The sequence below is a fragment of the Variovorax rhizosphaerae genome, from assembly GCF_037889975.1.
GTDB classification, from domain to species: domain Bacteria; phylum Pseudomonadota; class Gammaproteobacteria; order Burkholderiales; family Burkholderiaceae_C; genus Variovorax; species Variovorax rhizosphaerae.
The window spans coordinates 1-14,898 of sequence record NZ_JBBKZT010000051.1 but is presented as its reverse complement, the minus strand read 5'-3'; the positions used below and the strand labels follow the sequence as shown (position 1 = coordinate 14,898).

17 protein-coding genes and 3 pseudogenes are annotated in these 14,898 nt (G+C 63.6%); 12 read left to right on the top strand and 8 right to left on the bottom strand.

Annotated features, from left to right (window positions below; genetic code table 11):
* A partial coding sequence (locus WKW82_RS38740; protein ID WP_340348543.1) for a hypothetical protein occupies positions 1 to 279 on the bottom strand: 279 nt, incomplete at its 3' end.
* Positions 280 to 351: 72 nt separating this feature from the next.
* Positions 352 to 744, bottom strand: coding sequence for a hypothetical protein (locus WKW82_RS38735; protein WP_340348542.1), 393 nt, complete (start codon positions 742 to 744; stop codon positions 352 to 354).
* Between the two features lie 317 nt (positions 745 to 1,061).
* On the opposite strand from WKW82_RS38735, the gene WKW82_RS38730 reads away from it, so the two are divergent.
* The gene (locus WKW82_RS38730) at positions 1,062 to 1,736 is read left to right on the top strand and encodes a Crp/Fnr family transcriptional regulator (protein WP_340348541.1); all 675 of its coding nucleotides are present in this window, start codon (positions 1,062 to 1,064) and stop codon (positions 1,734 to 1,736) included.
* A 90-nt stretch (positions 1,737 to 1,826) separates the two neighbouring features.
* Positions 1,827 to 2,555 carry a Crp/Fnr family transcriptional regulator gene (locus tag WKW82_RS38725; protein ID WP_340348540.1) on the top strand — a complete coding sequence of 243 codons (729 nt, stop codon included), beginning with the start codon at positions 1,827 to 1,829 and terminating at the stop codon, positions 2,553 to 2,555.
* 587 nt (positions 2,556 to 3,142) lie between these two features.
* Here WKW82_RS38725 and WKW82_RS38720 read toward each other — a convergent pair.
* Complete coding sequence (locus WKW82_RS38720) at positions 3,143 to 3,610, bottom strand: DUF3565 domain-containing protein (protein ID WP_340348539.1); 468 nt, start codon at positions 3,608 to 3,610, stop codon at positions 3,143 to 3,145.
* Positions 3,611 to 3,702: 92 nt separating this feature from the next.
* On the opposite strand from WKW82_RS38720, the gene WKW82_RS38715 reads away from it, so the two are divergent.
* On the top strand, positions 3,703 to 4,251 hold the full coding sequence (locus WKW82_RS38715; RefSeq protein ID WP_340348538.1) for an RrF2 family transcriptional regulator: 549 nt from the start codon (positions 3,703 to 3,705) through the stop codon (positions 4,249 to 4,251).
* Between the two features lie 28 nt (positions 4,252 to 4,279).
* On the opposite strand, the gene hmpA is transcribed toward WKW82_RS38715, so the two are convergent.
* The 3 genes from hmpA to WKW82_RS38700 all read right to left on the bottom strand — a co-directional run bounded on the left by hmpA (position 4,280) and on the right by WKW82_RS38700 (position 7,442).
* Positions 4,280 to 5,479 (bottom strand): NO-inducible flavohemoprotein, encoded by a 1,200-nt coding sequence (gene hmpA, locus WKW82_RS38710; RefSeq protein ID WP_340348537.1) that lies wholly within the window; start codon positions 5,477 to 5,479, stop codon positions 4,280 to 4,282.
* A 596-nt stretch (positions 5,480 to 6,075) separates the two neighbouring features.
* Positions 6,076 to 6,303: a hypothetical protein gene (locus tag WKW82_RS38705; RefSeq protein ID WP_340348536.1), complete on the bottom strand. Its 228-nt coding sequence runs from the start codon at positions 6,301 to 6,303 to the stop codon at positions 6,076 to 6,078.
* 407 nt (positions 6,304 to 6,710) lie between these two features.
* Positions 6,711 to 7,442: an extensin-like domain-containing protein gene (locus WKW82_RS38700; RefSeq protein WP_340348535.1), complete on the bottom strand. Its 732-nt coding sequence runs from the start codon at positions 7,440 to 7,442 to the stop codon at positions 6,711 to 6,713.
* A 762-nt stretch (positions 7,443 to 8,204) separates the two neighbouring features.
* On the opposite strand from WKW82_RS38700, the gene WKW82_RS38695 reads away from it, so the two are divergent.
* From WKW82_RS38695 to WKW82_RS38670, 6 genes and pseudogenes are all read left to right on the top strand, one after another.
* Positions 8,205 to 8,699, top strand: a complete 495-nt coding sequence (locus tag WKW82_RS38695) for a methyltransferase family protein (protein WP_340348534.1) — start codon at positions 8,205 to 8,207, stop codon at positions 8,697 to 8,699.
* Positions 8,700 to 8,772: 73 nt separating this feature from the next.
* A pseudogene (locus WKW82_RS38690) lies at positions 8,773 to 10,071 on the top strand (excinuclease ABC subunit UvrA); the annotation flags it as partial.
* Positions 10,072 to 10,205: 134 nt separating this feature from the next.
* Entirely contained in the window at positions 10,206 to 10,559 is a 354-nt protein-coding gene (locus tag WKW82_RS38685) for a YihY/virulence factor BrkB family protein (RefSeq protein ID WP_340348533.1), read from the top strand.
* 362 nt (positions 10,560 to 10,921) lie between these two features.
* A complete protein-coding gene (locus WKW82_RS38680) occupies positions 10,922 to 11,152 on the top strand; it encodes a hypothetical protein (RefSeq protein ID WP_340348532.1) in 231 nt (76 codons plus the stop codon).
* A 19-nt stretch (positions 11,153 to 11,171) separates the two neighbouring features.
* A complete protein-coding gene (locus WKW82_RS38675) occupies positions 11,172 to 11,459 on the top strand; it encodes a L,D-transpeptidase (RefSeq protein ID WP_340348531.1) in 288 nt (95 codons plus the stop codon).
* Positions 11,460 to 11,472: 13 nt separating this feature from the next.
* The gene (locus tag WKW82_RS38670) at positions 11,473 to 11,982 is read left to right on the top strand and encodes a M23 family metallopeptidase (RefSeq protein WP_340348530.1); all 510 of its coding nucleotides are present in this window, start codon (positions 11,473 to 11,475) and stop codon (positions 11,980 to 11,982) included.
* A 92-nt stretch (positions 11,983 to 12,074) separates the two neighbouring features.
* On the opposite strand, the pseudogene WKW82_RS38665 reads toward WKW82_RS38670, so the two are convergent.
* Positions 12,075 to 12,245, bottom strand: a pseudogene (locus WKW82_RS38665) (IS256 family transposase); the annotation flags it as partial.
* Between the two features lie 490 nt (positions 12,246 to 12,735).
* Between WKW82_RS38665 and WKW82_RS38660 the strand changes: the two are divergent.
* The 3 genes from WKW82_RS38660 (at position 12,736) to WKW82_RS38650 (ending at position 14,473) form a co-directional block, all read left to right on the top strand.
* Complete coding sequence (locus WKW82_RS38660) at positions 12,736 to 13,041, top strand: hypothetical protein (protein WP_340348529.1); 306 nt, start codon at positions 12,736 to 12,738, stop codon at positions 13,039 to 13,041.
* Positions 13,038 to 13,904 carry a class I SAM-dependent methyltransferase gene (locus WKW82_RS38655; RefSeq protein WP_340348528.1) on the top strand — a complete coding sequence of 289 codons (867 nt, stop codon included), beginning with the start codon at positions 13,038 to 13,040 and terminating at the stop codon, positions 13,902 to 13,904. Before WKW82_RS38660 ends, WKW82_RS38655 begins: the two co-directional genes overlap by 4 nt.
* Positions 13,905 to 14,083: 179 nt before the next feature.
* The gene (locus tag WKW82_RS38650) at positions 14,084 to 14,473 is read left to right on the top strand and encodes a hypothetical protein (protein ID WP_340348527.1); all 390 of its coding nucleotides are present in this window, start codon (positions 14,084 to 14,086) and stop codon (positions 14,471 to 14,473) included.
* Positions 14,474 to 14,621: 148 nt separating this feature from the next.
* On the opposite strand, the pseudogene WKW82_RS38645 reads toward WKW82_RS38650, so the two are convergent.
* Positions 14,622 to 14,898: pseudogene (locus tag WKW82_RS38645) on the bottom strand (ISKra4 family transposase); the annotation flags it as partial.

The following is a 14,898-nucleotide window of genomic DNA, read 5'->3' as shown; positions in this document are numbered from 1 at the left end:
GACCAGTTCAGCGACGACGCGTACGAAGCGAATTCGCTCCGGCAATGACTGGTGCCGCGCGAGCGCCAGGCACGGGCCCGAGTGGTTGTCCTGGAGTTGGCCATTGGCATCGAGCAGGAGCAGGTGGAAGTACAGGTGTTCGGGGTCGACCTGAGGCTCATGATCGAGTCTCACCACGACATTGTTCGCGCGGTAGCCGGGGAACTCCGGCGTCCCGATCCAGCCATCGGTTGCCAACGGGTCGGACGGGAGCTGAGGCGATGTCGATTCAATGGGCATAGCGCCGACTCCAGGCAGAAAAGGATGCGTGGAATCGCTCGCGGTACTGAAGGAACGCGCCTGTACTCGAAGTCATGGCGCCAGTAAAAGTCGAACCAGCCAGACCCAGCCACACAACACCGTCGCAGCCGCAATCAGGAGGCAGGCAGCGCGAATCCACATGCGGCCTGAGGGTGGTGGACAAGCATCGTCCCGTGCGCTGGCCGAATGCGACAGCAAGCGCGACCACTGAAGGTCGGCCAGTGAATCCACCCGCTTTCCACCGGATTGGTAGGATTCGAACAACAAGTAGATGTTGCGCACCGCCGCCCGATCCGGGCTGGTCGAGCCGAACTCCTCCTGAGCATCCGACGTTGCGGGCGTCCGACTCTTTTCTCCCGGCAACTGCCTAGACGCAGAGGAATTGGAACCGGCGTTGTTGCCGTCGCGGTTCCATTGCCAATCAGGACGATTGTTCGCACTCATTTTGCTGCCTCCAGGAAGGGCTGCGCCGGAGCGCCCGGTGGGGTCACCTTAGCCCATTGGCGCGCATAACTACGTCCGGAACCGAACATAAGGCGAACTTATTCGTGTCCTCAGGAGACGCGGCGAAGGACGAAGCGACAGGCCGCGAGCTGTGAACTTCCCTGACCCGCCGCATCGCTGGACGAGGGACCGAGAAAGACATCGTCACCAGAACACCTATGTCCGCTACCGAACAGACCGGCCGTAGGCGCTCCATATACTTTTGGCCGTGGTGGCGTCAATGTTCTGTGCGCCCAAGCGTCGGGGTGAACCGGAAGATGGCGACAGCGTCGGAGGTCAAGAGGAACCACCTGCTCTCGGCACTGCCGGTGGCCGAACTCGAGCGATGGCTGCCAGATCTGGAGCCGGTTGACTTGCCTCTCGGGCATGTAGTTTTCGAGTCTGATTCAACATTGCGGCATGTTTACTTTCCGACGACGGCGATCGTCTCTCTGCTGTACGTTCTGGAGAACGGCGCGTCGGCCGAGATTGCGGTCGTCGGCAGGGAGGGCTTGGTCGGCGTTTCGCTCTTCATGGGCGGCAACTCGACGCCCAATCGAGCGGTCGTGCAAAGTGCGGGCCAAGGCTACCGGCTTGGCGCGCATGCGTTGAATGCCGAATTCAGTCGAGCCGGGCCGGTCTTGCGCCTGCTGCTTTGCTACACCCAGGCCCTCATCGCCCAGATGTCCCAGACAGCGGTGTGCAATCGCCATCATTCGCTGGATCAGCAACTTTGCCGCTGGTTGCTGTTGAGCCTTGATCGTCTTGACGGCGACGACCTTGAGATGACACAGGCTGCGTCGCAACTGCAGGCAGCCGGGCTCATTCGTTACGCACGGGGGCGGATTTCGGTGCTGGATCGTCCTGGGCTCGAAAAGCGTACCTGCGAGTGCTACCAGGTGGTCAAGAAGGAGTACGAGCGTCTGCTGCCCCGGCCGGATCCTGGCAGATAGCGCATACTCGGTTTCCATCCAACGGTAGCCAGCCAACGCCACCCGAGGTGTGCCTCCGCCAATGGAGGATCAACCTTGGAGAGAGATGCCTTGGCCACCGTCGGAAATCATCTTCTTGCCGGGTTGCCAGCGCGCGACCGAAAGCGCTTGCTGACGCTGTCGGTGGCCATGCCGCTGGACCTGTCCGCGGTGCTGTTCCGCACCGGGGAAAATCCCGGCTACGTCTACTTTCCGACCAGCGGGTTTGTGTCGCTCGTGACTACCAGCGAAGGCAACCCGAGCCTCGAGGTTGGCATGGTCGGCACCGAGGGCATGGTCGGGGCCCAGGTCGTGCTGGGTATCGTGGAAGCACCGGTTCAGGCCCTGGTTCAGGGTATGGGGTCGGCGTTGCGTATCCCGATCCAGACATTCCGAGCAGAACTCGACAGCTGCAAGGTGCTCAAGCAGGTGTTGGACCGGTACGTCCATGTCCTCAATTCGCAGCTCACGACTTCGCTCACCTGTGTACGCTTCCATCAGGTGGCACCCCGCCTTGCAAGATGGCTGTTGATGAGCCACGACCGGGCACATTCCGATCGGTTCAGCGTGACGCAGGAGTTCCTGGCTTATATGCTCGGCGCACGCCGCAGTGGAATCTCGGAAGCAGCAACGCTGCTTCAGCGTGATGGACTCATCTCGTACAAGCGCGGCGAGATGAAGGTGCTGGACAGGGCGGGCCTGGAGGCGGCTTCGTGCAGCTGCTATCTGGCGGACTTGCAGTGCTATGCCCAGACGTTTGGATCTGTCAGCGCCCGGATTCGCAGGACCATCACTCCATGAACGAAGTCCTGCGCTCAGCTCCTTCGTGGCTGCTGTCATGGCGCCCGACGCGCCTCTCTGGCGCACGTGGCCGTGGTGCGTCCGAGGAACCTCGCTGCAAAACTCCTCATGATTCAACACCTTACGCAGCCCTCGAGGCGCTGGATTCGCGAAGTATCGAAGTTGCTTTGCGCGGTTGCGAAGTACCAGATTTACCTTCTGTCTGGTGACGGTAAATCTGTGACTACGCGAGAAGCCGGCACAGGTACACGGCGCGCACAGCCGATACTAGATCTAGTTTCTTCTACGCTACGCCATGCCACGCGCCGCGGCTTCACGGCGGTGCTGGCCCCAGGGCCCTTGCTCGCGCCCTGGCAGCGTGCCCTTGCGCATCCCGAGGCCCTATCCTTCATGCCTATCCAGATGGTCGTCGGGGTTCCCGCTGGGGCAGGTCTCCGATGTCGGTCACAGCCCGACACCGGACTGGCCGTCGCAAGACCGCTTGCCGAAAGGTCGATTTTTCTTGTGTGGGAAGGGCTGACATTGGCCGTCGCATGAGGCACATGCTGGTCTCGCTCTTCGAGCGGTGATCTACGCGAGTTGGTTATTCATTCTCCTTCTGGCGCGCCATAGAACTCGACGAAGAAGCGCACCGGACCGAGTGGCTCGACGTTGTGCAGCACTTCCGGCACGACGATGCCGGGCGCTGCTTGTGTCACCACCGTGTCGACCTTCCATTCGTCCACGCGGTAGCGCAGTTGACCTTCCAGGACATGGATCTTCCCCCAGGTACCGGCGCGTGTCGTGTGGTCCTTGCGCAGTCCGGCGGGCACCGTGTCTTGCGTGAACACCGGGGTGCGGCGGTAGGCTTGGAAATGCGCCGGCAGTTCGAAGCGTTCGCAGCGCACGCAGTCGAGCAACGAGCCCAGATGCGCTTGGCGGCCTTCCTCGTCCACGACCCAAGGCCGCGACACCATCGGTGGATCGTGCCGTACGTGCTGTGGATGACCACAGGAAAGCAGCGCGACCCAATGGCCCTCTTCGTCCTGCGTGTAGCCGGTGATCGGGCGTTTCATGCCATCCTCCTCGAGAGGGGGCTCGCGCGCCCGGGACTTTGCGCGCGCGGTGGGCCGATAAAATGGATATATCGTATTGCTTTCAACGACCCATGCGCCTCACGCTGTTCACCGACTACTCCTTGCGCGTGCTGCTTGTCCTGGCCACGCGCACCGAGTCGCTGGTCACGATCGCCGATCTTTCAAAGGCCTTCGACATCTCCTATGCCCACCTGATGAAGGTCACCCACATGCTGGGCAAATCCGGCTGGGTCGAAACGGTGCGCGGGCGAAACGGGGGCATGCGCTTGTCCATGCATCCCTCGAAGCTCAAGCTCGGCAGCATCGTGCGCCACCTTGAAACCGACTTCGCCCTGGTCGAGTGCTTCGGCGAAGACAACCGGTGCGTGCTGACAGGCGGCTGTGAACTCGCCGCGGTGCTGGCCCGTGCCATGCAGGCCTTCCTGGACGAACTCGACCGCTACAGCTTGGCAGATATCGCCAACGGAAGCCCCGCGCTGATGGTGCTGCCGCTGTGGCAGGAGGTCACGTGGCAGCGCCGCATGACGCGCCCGAGCATCGAGGTCGTGCCGGCCGTGGCACAAGCGCTTTTGAGCGAACCCGTGCCACCGAAACGGCGGGAGGCAGGGCGGTCGGAGTGAGCCCAGCGCGCCGGCGCCGCGTTCAAGGTCAATCCAGAGCGCTCGCGGGTCCAAAGAATTCATAGCGCATCTGGTGCTCTGGCACGCCCAATTCCCGGAGGGAGCGCTTGATCTGCCGCATGAAGGGCTTGGGCCCCAGGAAGTACGCATCCACGTCCCGCACGTCCTGCGTGGCAGCAGGCATCCATTGCGAAAGCGTTTGCGCATCAAGTCGCCCGACGGCATGCGGCTGTGCGTCCGAACGCGGTTGCGGTGCTTCGTCGTAGCAGTAGAAGCGCTCCAATTGGGGATGCTTCTTGGCGAGCGCGTCGATCGACGCGCGAAACGCGTGGACCTTGTGTGAACGTGCGCAATGGACGAAGCGGATCGGCCGCGCCGTTCTCAGCGCCGATTCCAGCATGGCCAAAGTGGGTGTGATCCCGACGCCGCCACTGATCAGCACCAGCGGACGCTCGCTGTGCGCCAGCGTGAAGGCTCCCGAAGGCGGGAAAACGTCGAGCGTGCTGCCTTCTTGCACTTCGTCATGCAGGTGGTTGGAGACCACGCCGCCGGGTTCGCGCTTGACGCTGATCCGGTAGCTGTAGCCGTTCGGTGCGGCCGAAAGGGAGTAGTTGCGACGCACTTCCTGGCCGTTCACTTGCAGGCGAAGGCTGATGTATTGCCCCGGCTCGAAATCGAGGACCGGTTGTTCGTCGACGGGCACCAGGTAGAACGAAGTGATCTCGTCGCTCTCGACTTCCTTGCGCGCGACGCGGAAGGGGCGGGCGCCCCGCCAGCCACCCGGTGCGCTCGCGTTGCGGTCATAGGCAGCAGCCTCCGCGCCGATCAGCAGGTTTGCCAATTGGTCGTAGGCGGCAGCCCAGGCGTCGATCACGGCGTCGGTCGCCACCTCGGCACCCAGCACTTCGCGGATCGCGCGCAACAGGCAGGCGCCGACGATCGGATAGTGCTCGGGCAAGACCTGCAAGGCGACGTGCTTGTTGACGATCTGTGCCGCCAGATCACCAAGCGCTTCGAGCCTGTCGATGTGCCGCGCGTACATCAAGACGCCGTTGGCCAGTGCGCGCGGTTGCTCGCCATTGGCTTGGCTCGCCTGGTTGAACAGCGGCCGAACCTCGGGATGTTCGCCCAGCAGGATGCGATAGAAATGCGTGGTCAGCGCCTCGCCGCCGGTTTCGAGCAGCGGAACGGTGGCGGAGATGATGGCTTTTTGGGCAACGGTCAGCATGGCTTTAAAGATGTAGAAAGCATGTATCTTAGAACCGGGATGCCATTAAAGCAATACATCACATGTTTGTTATTCGGCTTGTGCCGCCATCACTAGACGTGGGCGCAAAAATCCACCAGCAACTCGCGCATCCACCGGTGCGCCGGGCCGCTGTCCTGCCGGCTGTGCCATGGCAGGGTACGTCAAGGCCGTCCAGGGGCGCCTCGAAGCATTTCGGCGCGTGTGTCGCGGCAAAGCCTTGGGCCATCCGCGAGGGCATGGTGCTCACGAGGGCGGTGCGCGCCACCACGAGCGGCATGTCAACGAAGGTCGGCACCAATAGGTGTTCGTCGCGCTTCAGGCTGCGGACTTGAAGGAACTTTTCGATCGACCTCGGGCCTTGCCAGCCGGGCCAGTCGAGCACGATGTGCGGCAAGCTCGGTCGGCCCCAGGCGATTCGAGAGTTACCGCAGTCCTTCCTTGGCCCTCAACCCCCAAGCGAAACCGGTTGTGCGAGGCGTGAGGGCGTGCCGAAGCCGACCAGCCGTTTGGCACCACATCGATGCGGCCTAGCGAGAAGTAACCCTCTGCAAATGTTGCGCGAACGAGCACCTTGCTCATTCGCTGGGCACCGTGTGGAACGCCAAGCGCAGCGCGGCTTCGGCGCGTTGCCCCTCAAGGTTATCCACAAAGTCATGCACCGGCCAAGGGGACAACTGGAAGTTGACTTTTGGCAAACAAAAGTCCACAAATTCCCGGCGCTGCGAGTGACGGGGAGGGCTCATCGAAAACAGGGCCGTCTCTAGGCGGTGATCGAACTGCGCGATGGAGAAGGGTTTGTCCACAGCGCGCCTTCTGTGTCGCGGCGCCGTGACATGCGAGCCGGATCGAACGAACGTGCTGCGCAATTCGGCAAGCCGCCCCGAGGCGCCGTCCTTCCAGGTCACTCATCATCGAGCATGCGACTGGCCTTGTTGTTGAGTGAGCTCTCCGCGCGGTAGTAGCCCATCACGGTGGCCACGCTGTGGTGCCCGGCATCGCCATAGTATTGGGCAGCGACATTCCCTGCTTGCCCGATTCCATCACAAACCTGCCCTGAGCGAATCCGCAGAAAACTCTCCTTCCACGCACGGCGCGAATCGAGATGACCTGCTCCTGCTGCCGAACCGTTCAAAACGAAGAAAGCCCGGGGCCGCCCAAGCACGGACCGGTGTGGGGCCGCTCTTGGCGTATGTAGGCGCCCCTTCGGACATCAGCGGCAGGAGCGCCATCCGCCATCTTCGAGGTGAAAGTGGTCGTAATGCACCGCGTTGTAATCGGGCCCGAGCACGCCGTCGAAGAACCTGCAGGCGCCGGCATGCGCGTCACGCAGGAATGGCGCCCGGCCCGGCTGCGCGACGCCATCTCGGCGGGTCCAGTCGTCCACAAGCGTGACCGCACGGCCTTCGGCAGGCACGAAGGCGGCGATGTCGATGGCGTCCGCCGTGGCATGCCGGCTACGGCGCGCGCCCTCGGGGACGGGCTCGCCGGTGTTGACGTCGCGGCAGGCATAGCTGCCGAGGTTGCGAACCGCCACCAGCGGGGCACCCAGGTGCTCACGTGCGGCGGGCTGCAGCGCATGCCGCTCCCACATGCCGAACGAGAGCGCCGCGCGACAACTGAGGATTACCGACGGCTGCAACTTCAACGCGCCGACGCCGGACATCCGCAGCGCATCCCTGAAGCCACAACCGGGGCCGGTGTCGCGGTCCGGCACACCGGTGTACTTCACATCGAGCTGCCGCAGCGACGTGAAGCAACGCATCGCATCTTCGCGCGCTCGGCGCAGCTTGATCGACGTGAGCAGATTGGGTTGCGCAGCCGCATCGAGTTCCCCCCAGGGGTTGTAGTCGTCGGGAATCGCGAGCCAGCCGGTCGCCACGGCATAGGTTGCGGCGCCGGCCAGGCCGAAGACAAGCAGTGTTGCGAAAAGGCGGCCGCGCATGGGGATTGGACGCGAGTCGCGCGGGTCGGTTCAGCGCCGCAAGCCGACGGGATAAAGGGCGTTGCTCACGAAGCGCGATCCCAAATACCCGGATCGCCACGAAGTGTCGATCGTCTGCTGATGGCGATGCGCGGCTCCTCGCTGACCACCGCGGGGGGATGGTCGTCAGGGCGGAGCCGTTAGCAGGAAGGGCGAGGCGTCGAGCGACATGCCGTTGAGGCCGTGGTCGATGCTCAGTGTCTGCCCGACGCGCCCCGGGCGCACACAGCAGCCGCGGCTCACCGAGCCCGCGCCGCGCGAATGTGGTCCATGCCTTGCGCTGGCTCAGTGGATGTTGTACGAGCGGTTCACGCCGTGGGACGGCTAGCGCGCGTCGGCCGTCCGGATGACGGCGAGGGCAGATCGGCGCTCTCCCGCCGGTGGCGCGAGCAACCGCTGCATAGACACCTGAATTCGCGCAACACCTTGGCCAAGCGCAGTCCGGGCGAAGTGGTCGCGTTCAGCGCGCACCGGTGCGCGGCATGTCATCCTTAAACCGTGGCGGCTATTGTCGGTCGCGACAGTCGCCGCCGTGTCGGTGTGCTTCATCTAAGTGAGCAGCATCGAGGACATGGTCATGCGCCGCGAGGCGCCGACTCGTGTCAGTCCGCGACAAACCCCCGTTATCGACATTAAAAATTGGGGGCCTGTCGATGAACCCTGGTCGCCTCGGATGGGCGTGCGAACGGCCTCAATCGCGGCGGCGTTGAGTATGATTCCGTCGTGCAGCGCGCCGCCGCGATCATCGGTTCCGCGATCTTCCTGGTCATCGCTCCAGGCACGCTTGCCGTGTTCGTCCCTTGGTACCTCACGCACTGGCACTTCGCACTTCCGCTATTCCCGCTCGCGCGCGTGCTCGGCGCCGCCCTGATCGGCGCCGGGTTACCCATCTTGCTCGATTCTTTCGCTCGCTTCGCGTGGCACGGCCTCGGCACACCGGCGCCCGTGATGCCTCCCAAGCGCCTCGTCGTCACCGGGTTCTATCGCTACGTCCGCAATCCAATGTACGTCGCAGTCACGGCGTTGATCGCCGGCCAAGGCCTCCTGTTCGGGAGCGTCACGGTGCTGGGGTACGGCGCGATCGTGTGGGCCGGATTTTTCTTGTTCGTTATCGCCTACGAAGAACCTGCGCTGGGCGAGCAGTTTGGCGACGAGTACAAGCGCTACCGGGCTAACGTGAGGCGATGGTTGCCGCGCATCACCTCATGGCGCGGGTAGGTGACAAGAACGCCGATCCGTAGAGAAAAGGAAATGTGTCACTGCTGCCTCTTGCCTCCCGGCACAGTTGACAGGCCTTCACCCTGCCGATGGCGAGGCGCTGCGCGTGGCGCTGGACCGTCTCAAGCGCTCCGGCAATTCGATCTTCGTCGTGGAGCACGATCTCGACGTGATGCGCCACGCCGACTGGCTCGTCGACGTCGGGCCGGATGCCGGTGAACTGGGCGGCCGCGTGCTCTACAGCGGGCCGCCGGCGGGTCTGCGCGGCGTGGCCGGCTCGCACACCGCGCGCTACCTGTTCGCCGAAGCGGCGAAGCGCAAGCGACCCCCGCGAGTGCCAGTCAACTGGCTGCACCTGGCCAACGTGACGCGCAACAACCTGCACCAACTCGAAGCCGCCTTTCCGCTGGGCGTGTTCACCACGGTCACCGGGGTCTCGGGCTCGGGCAAGTCGAGCCTGGTCAGCCAAGCCTTGATCGAACTCGTCGCGGGGCATCTCGGCCATGAGCCGCCCGAGGCTGAGGACGAAGCGCAGGATGCGGAAGCCCTGCCGCCGGGCACGATGACCGGACACATCGCCAGCGGTGTCGAAGCAATCCGGCGCATCGTGCGCGTCGACCAGAAGCCGATCGGCCGCACGCCGCGCTCCAATCTCGCCACCTACACCGGCCTCTTCGATGCGGTGCGCAAGCTCTTCGCGGGCACGGCGGCCGCGAGGCGGCTGCGCTACGACGCCGGCCGCTTCTCCTTCAACGTGGCCAAGGGCTGGTGCGACACCTGCGAGGGCGAGGGCTTCGTCAGCGTCGAGCTGCTCTTCATGCCGAGCGTCTATGCGCCCTGCCCAACCTGCCACGGCGCCCGCTACAACGAGGCCACGCTCAGGGTCCGGTGGCAGGGGCGCAACATTGCCGAAGTGCTGGCCCTCACGGTCAGCGAGGCCGTGGCCTTCTTCGCCACGGAGCCGGCCGTGCACCGGCCGCTGGCCTTGCTCGAGGCGATCGGTCTCGGCTACCTGCGCCTGGGTCAGCCGGCCACGGAACTCTCGGGCGGCGAAGCCCAGCGCATCAAGCTCGCGACCGAGCTGCAGCGCGTGCAGCGCGGTCACACGCTCTATGTGCTCGACGAGCCGACCGCCGGCCTACACGCGTCCGACGTCGACAAGCTCATGGAACAGCTCGATGGGCTCGTCGACGCCGGCAACACCGTGGTCGTGGTCGAGCACGAACTGCGCGTGATCGCTGCGAGCGATTGGGTGATCGACATGGGCCCGGGTGCGGGCGACGAAGGCGGCCGCATCGTGGCGGAAGGGACACCGGACGCCATCGGCGCAGCGCCTGCGAGCGTGACCGGCCGCTACCTTCGCAAAACGTAGGCGTCCCGCCCACATCGCCGGCAGATCGCGACCGGCGAAGCAAGCAACAGCGGCCTAGCAAAGCGCACGACGGATGCGAAGCCGCAGGCTGGAGAAACTTCGAATAACGCTATGGCCAAAGGAGGCAGAAAGCCATGAAGCCGAAGCACCTCTACGAGCTGTGCCGCAAGGCGGTCATGGCCTGGATCGACGACTACGCGCCCAGCATGGGCGCTGCAATCTCCTACTACACCATCTTCTCGCTCGCGCCGTTGCGGGTGATCGTCATTGCGGTCGCTGGCGCGATCTTCGGGCGCGAGGCGGCGCAGGACCAGATCGTGGGGCAGATCGGTGGCCTGGTCGGGCAGGACGGCGCGACCGCGGTGGAAGCCATGCTGCGCGCCGCCGCCGACACCGACAATGGCCTGATCGCTGGCATCATCAGCGTGGTGGTGCTACTGGTCGGCGCCACCACCGTGTTCGCGGAACTCCAGAGCCGTGAGGTGTAATGAAATTGTGCTTGTAGCGTAGTAAAAGTGTGCTCGCAGGTCGCCTTGCGCGATGTTCGCGCAGTCGACATTGCGAGCGCGCCCAACGTCTATGAGCGGGGTTCAACGCGTGGCTTGGAACTTGTCGCCGGGGGAGGGCGCACCTTCACTCTCAAAACGCGGCGTTCGCCGCCATTGGCCGCGCCGGATTCATCGCGCCGTCGGTCTTTGAGTAGTAAACATGTGCTCATGCGGATCACGGCAAATTGGCATTTCTTTACTACAGCAAGGCGGAAAAGCACGAAATTACTACCGGAAAATGCGAAGTAATGTTGTGCTCGCAGTCACTCCGCGACGCGTTAACTCATTGATTTAAATGGGTTTTGCTAAATAGCAACAAACACATTGTCATTACTCGCGAGCTGAACCGGGGCGCGAAATTTCAGGTCGGCGACGAGATCGTGGTGGTCAACGTCACGGGCACGGCCGATGCCAGTGTCGTGAAGGCCGCGAAGTCGATCGAAGTCGTCAAGAGCGAACACATGCTATACGTGCTCGACGGCACGGGCATAGCCGCTGGCCGGCTTCCCGATCAGCATAGGCGGTCCGCTTGACCCGCTGCCCTTGGGCAAGATGAAGATCATCAATGAGGTGAAGGATCCGATTTTCACGTACGACCCGTCCCTCCTCAAGAAGGCCCCGGTGGATGCGGTGAAGGTGGACGTTGCGGCGGGGCCGAACAACCCGATCGGCAACTTATGGATGGGCCTGTCCAAGCCGCATTGGGGCATCCACGGCACACCGGCGCCCGATCGCGTCGGGCATGAGGAAACCAACGGCTGCATCCACTTGACCAACTGGGACGCGGCACGGCTGTCGCAGTTGGCGAGGGCGGGCTTCGCGGTTGAAGTCAAGGCATGAAAAACTGACGCGCATGTTGCGACGACAACTGTTGAGGGCTGCACCGTGGCTTGCCGCTTCAGGTTGGACGATGGCGCAAGCCGACGGCGATGGCGCCGGGTCGGCGCTGCTGGCCGCCCGCGCCTTGCAATTCCCGGTGGACGGCGTCCGGCCCGATACGGTGCGCGACACCTTCGACGACGGCCGCCCCGGGCACCGCCACGAGGCCATCGACATCATGGCCCCGCGCGGCACGCCGGTGCGCGCCGTGGATGACGGCACGCTGGTCAAGCTGTTCGACAGCAAGCCCGGCGGGCTCACCATCTACCAGTTCGACCCGGCCAGCCAGCTGGCCTATTACTACGCCCACCTCGATCGCTACGCCGACGGCTTGCGCGAGGGCATGCAGTTGCGGCGCGGCGACCTCATCGGCTACGTCGGCACGACCGGCAACGCAGCGCCCGATGCGCCTCATCTGCACTTTGCAGTCTTCCTGCTCGGGCCGGAAAGCGTGAAGAGTAATAACGATGTGCTTTTTAAGTAGTAAAGTTATGCTCGCTGCCTGTTTGCGCGATGATCGCGCAGAGAAGGCTGAAAGATTATGAAAGCAGGTGTGCCGGTCGGCTGCGTCGCCGGGTTGCGGCTGTTGAGGCGCTCGGGATTCTTCTCATCGTAGGCGGCGCCGCAGCGGCCTTCGACATCGAGCTCCATCAGGCGCTGGGCCGTGAACTGCACCATCTGGCGCAGCACGTCGATGTCGGCTCCCTTCTCGGCGAGCTCGGCTAATGCCATAGTGGCGTTGGTCATTGTGATTTCCTTCAAGACAAGTTTGGTGGGTCGCACCTCAAACTTATCCGGACTTCACGATGACCACCCCCCGAAGAGCGCGGCCGCTGCACGGCAAGGCGCTTCGGGCTACGCCCTACGCGCCTTGCCGTGCAGCGAGTGAAAGAAGACTTACACCACTTGCTGGGACATCAACTGACCTCGCAGAAGGCAGTGCGGTAAACCAGCGATCTCGTGGTCTTTGTTGCGAGACGCTCGCCGCATCCTTGGCAACGGACCGCCGACTTGAGAAAGCGTGCTGTCTGTTCCTTCAGCATGACGGACTGCAGGCGCTGCAACAGGTGCATGCGCAATCGAGCCTGGATGCTGGTCTTCTAGTCTGTCGCGAACTCGTCCAGACGCAGCCCGCCTTTGCCAGCGTCGCTCGTACAGGTTCCAGGATGCGTGCGTGTGCAACCGGCGCGCACCTCAGTCGGGGGTCTTGCCGCAGTGGCGCACTCTACTTCACGACATGGCGGCGCGAACCGCACGGCCATGTTGCACGAAGCGCATGTGCGATCACGGACAATTCGCCAATGGAGTTGCCGCATTGATCGTCACAGAGGACATCGTTCGCGCCACCTGGTCGCCCGAATGCCAGGCCATCCGGACGCACCACGCCGATCGCGTCGCGGGAGGCTCGGGGGTCGCGCTCTTGCAGCGCATCGACGAAGAGCTGATCATCCTGAGCGAGCTCGACGCCACCGAAGCCGCGATGCGCGCGTTCAGCCTGCACCCCCTGTTCCAGCCCAGGGTCGTCCTGCCAACAGCTTCATGAACACCACCAGCCCTTCGCCGCCCTTGAGAAATGTCTCCGATACCGCCCTGTGGGTGGCGATGTATCGCGCAATGGAGTCCGAGCGGCCTGATGCCCTCTTCGATGACCCCTTGGCACGTCGCATGGCCGGGGCAAGGGGCGAGGCAATCGTTCGCAACATGCCTGCTGCACACGAGATCGCCGGCCCAATGACCGTACGCACGGCCGTAATCGACGAGTTTGTCCTGGCGTGCATCGAGCAAGGCGCATGCACGGTGATCAATCTCGGCGCAGGATTGGACACCCGGGCCTTCCGTCTGGCGCTGCCTGCCGCCTTGCACTGGATCGACGTGGACCTCCCGGACATGGTGGTACATCGACGCATTTGCCTGGGCGACACAGAGACGACTTGCAGGCATTCGCACATGGTCGCAGATGTGTGCGATGCGCTGGCAGTGGAAGCGGTGCTTTCGCTCGCGAGATCCACATCAGGACCCGTGCTCGTACTCACAGAGGGATTGCTGCTGTACCTCACCGAGAACCAGGTTGCCCGCCTTGCAGCGCAGTTGTTTGGCGAACCGCAGGTTGGCTGGTGGATTGGTGACCTGATCAGCCTCGCCCTGTGCGCGACCTCGGGCTCCCTCTGGCAATCGCAACTGACACCCGACGCGACCTTTCAATTCGCGCCCCGCGATCGCGCGGGATTCTTCGCTCAACTCGGTTGGCACGAACGCGAGTTTCGATCGACATGGGACGAGTCGATCCGGTTCAAGCGGGCCCAGCCCTGGGCCGCGTGGTGGACCGTATTCGGCCAACCCCACTTTCACTCGGCGCACGAAAGTTTGCGGCAGGCTTCTGGAGTTTCTCTATTCGAGGCACGCTGAGCGACCACGCGCTTTTCAAACTGGTGCTCCGGCAAATATTGCAAGGATGCACGCGTCGCCTCCGGTGCTCGCCCTGGTAAGCGGTGGCGCTTACGTGGTAGCTGCGCCACGAAGGGGCCGAAACAACGCCCTGCAGTGCCTCGAGGCCTTACGATGACCTCATGCAACGTGGAGCGTTCGTGCGCAGCAGCGCGTTCATCAGAATGCTTGCCCTCGGGTTGGCCGTGTCAGCGCTATGCCCGCTGGCCGACGCGTTGGCCCAGGAGCGGACGCCTACCAACGCCCTTCAGCAAGAAGCCGACTATCGCGTGATCGCCGCACGCTGCGGAACGCCCGCCTTCGAGAAGAAGTTCAGTCGTCAGTCGAGGGCGGCCGTCTCGGCAGGTCTGGTGTCGACCACTCGCGACGCTGCCGCGGTCGAAAGGTCGATCACCGCCCTCCGGCGCAGTCCGCTTGCGCTCGTGGCCGCTTCTTCCGACTGTCCGGCGCAACTTGCGCAACTTGAAGCGGTGCAGAAGCAGCGAAGCGAACTCGTTAAGCGGCCGGGAAATGCGCCATCGAAGCCTTGATCGAGCGGAACAGTCCAACGGCCAATCTTGACGTCGGCCCTCGCTTGCAGACCAGGCTCTTGCTACGTCGGCCTCCCTATTCGAATTTCGCAGATTGGAGAGCATCCATTTCCTGGGGGTGTGCAGTGCAGCATCCTTTCCATGATGGCTACGCTGCAAGCGGCACCTGCGCCTGGGCGCCGAAGCGCGGATACCACCTCTCGAAGGACGCTCGCAACTCGTCGTTCAGGACCTGGGTACGAACCTGAAGCAGTAGATGCGCTCCGCGCAGCGTCCAACGCATCTGCTGCTTCTTCACGAACCGCCTGGCGATTACCTGGTTGACCGCGGATTCGACGAAGCCGGTGGAGATCCGTTCCCCGCATCGGTACCGCTCCCCGTAGTTGACGATGGCGCCGGCATTGTTGTCGACATAGGTTGCGAAT

Coding starts and splice junctions, on each gene's coding strand:
- WKW82_RS38735 (WP_340348542.1), bottom strand. CDS start 744: ATGAGTGCGAACAATCGTCCTGATTGGCAATGGAACCGCGACGGCAAC.
- WKW82_RS38730 (WP_340348541.1), top strand. CDS start 1,062: ATGGCGACAGCGTCGGAGGTCAAGAGGAACCACCTGCTCTCGGCACTG.
- WKW82_RS38720 (WP_340348539.1), bottom strand. CDS start 3,610: ATGAAACGCCCGATCACCGGCTACACGCAGGACGAAGAGGGCCATTGG.
- WKW82_RS38715 (WP_340348538.1), top strand. CDS start 3,703: ATGCGCCTCACGCTGTTCACCGACTACTCCTTGCGCGTGCTGCTTGTC.
- hmpA (WP_340348537.1), bottom strand. CDS start 5,479: ATGCTGACCGTTGCCCAAAAAGCCATCATCTCCGCCACCGTTCCGCTG.
- WKW82_RS38700 (WP_340348535.1), bottom strand. CDS start 7,442: ATGCGCGGCCGCCTTTTCGCAACACTGCTTGTCTTCGGCCTGGCCGGC.
- WKW82_RS38685 (WP_340348533.1), top strand. CDS start 10,206: ATGAAGCCGAAGCACCTCTACGAGCTGTGCCGCAAGGCGGTCATGGCC.
- WKW82_RS38675 (WP_340348531.1), top strand. CDS start 11,172: ATGAAGATCATCAATGAGGTGAAGGATCCGATTTTCACGTACGACCCG.
- WKW82_RS38670 (WP_340348530.1), top strand. CDS start 11,473: ATGTTGCGACGACAACTGTTGAGGGCTGCACCGTGGCTTGCCGCTTCA.
- WKW82_RS38660 (WP_340348529.1), top strand. CDS start 12,736: ATGGCGGCGCGAACCGCACGGCCATGTTGCACGAAGCGCATGTGCGAT.
- WKW82_RS38655 (WP_340348528.1), top strand. CDS start 13,038: ATGAACACCACCAGCCCTTCGCCGCCCTTGAGAAATGTCTCCGATACC.